Here is an 882-nt window from a genome sequence, read left to right as displayed (position 1 = left end):
CTAGGGGCTGTCCCTGATTAGCGCAGCCAAAGAAGCATGGATGCGACGTGCAGGACGGCGAGGTAGCTCGTCGCCGTCTTGTCATAGCGGGTGGCGACGGCCCGAAAGCGCTTGAGATCGTGGAAGAAGCACTCCACCCGGTAGCGCATCCGGTACAGGGGGCGGTCTAACGGCAACGCCCGCTTACGGCTCGGGTTTGAATGGATGACAGGCTTCATCCCGAGCTTTCGAACGTTGGCGCGGATGCGGTCGGCGTCATAGCCGGTATCCGCAATGAAAGCGGCGCCCTCGGCGTGCACCATAAGTTCTTCGGCCATTGTGGACTCGTGCTGCTGGCCGGGCGTCAGCGCGACGTGGAGCGGCTTACCTCCCGTCGTAGTGACGGCGTGAACTTTCGTTGAAAAACCTCCTCGAGAACGCCCCAAAGCATTGCTTCGGATCCCCCTTTTCCGCCCGCGGCGTCCTGATGCGCCCGGACGACCGATGCGTCAGCAAGGGAGCCAAGCTCATCCACATCGAGCCGCAGCGCCTTGAAGATGGCTTCCCAGCGCCCAGTCTTCGTCCAGCGATGGAACCGATTGTAGACCGTCTTCCAGTGACCGAACCGCTCGGGCAAATCCCGCCATTGCACCCCGGTCTTCACGCGCCACACCACGGCGTTGATGAAGTCACGGTCCCCTCGCTTCGAGCGAGGGCCGGTCCTGGAGCCCAGCAGGGGCTCGATGCGGCTCCACTCGGCATCGCTCAGTTCATGTCGGCGCACAGCCCGCGTTGATCATGCCTAGCGCTAGGCAGCAACTCCGATTGAGGCTCTGCCCCAACGTGCCAGATAGCCGGCACGCCGGGTCGGCTCTCGAACACGAGATCAGGGACAGCCCCTAG

At 63.3% G+C, this 882-nt stretch carries 1 pseudogene; it reads right to left on the bottom strand.

Going from position 1 to position 882, the window contains the following annotated elements:
• Nucleotides 1–17: 17 nt before the first annotated feature.
• Nucleotides 18–736, bottom strand: a pseudogene (locus FL344_RS39640) (IS5 family transposase); the annotation flags it as partial.
• Between the last annotated feature and the right edge of the window lie 146 nt (nt 737–882).

Origin of the sequence: Myxococcus sp. AB036A (assembly GCF_006547355.1) — a bacterium.
Lineage (GTDB): Bacteria > Myxococcota > Myxococcia > Myxococcales > Myxococcaceae > Myxococcus > Myxococcus virescens.
The sequence above is the reverse complement of the archived record's forward strand: the minus strand, read 5'-3'. Positions and strand labels throughout refer to the sequence as shown.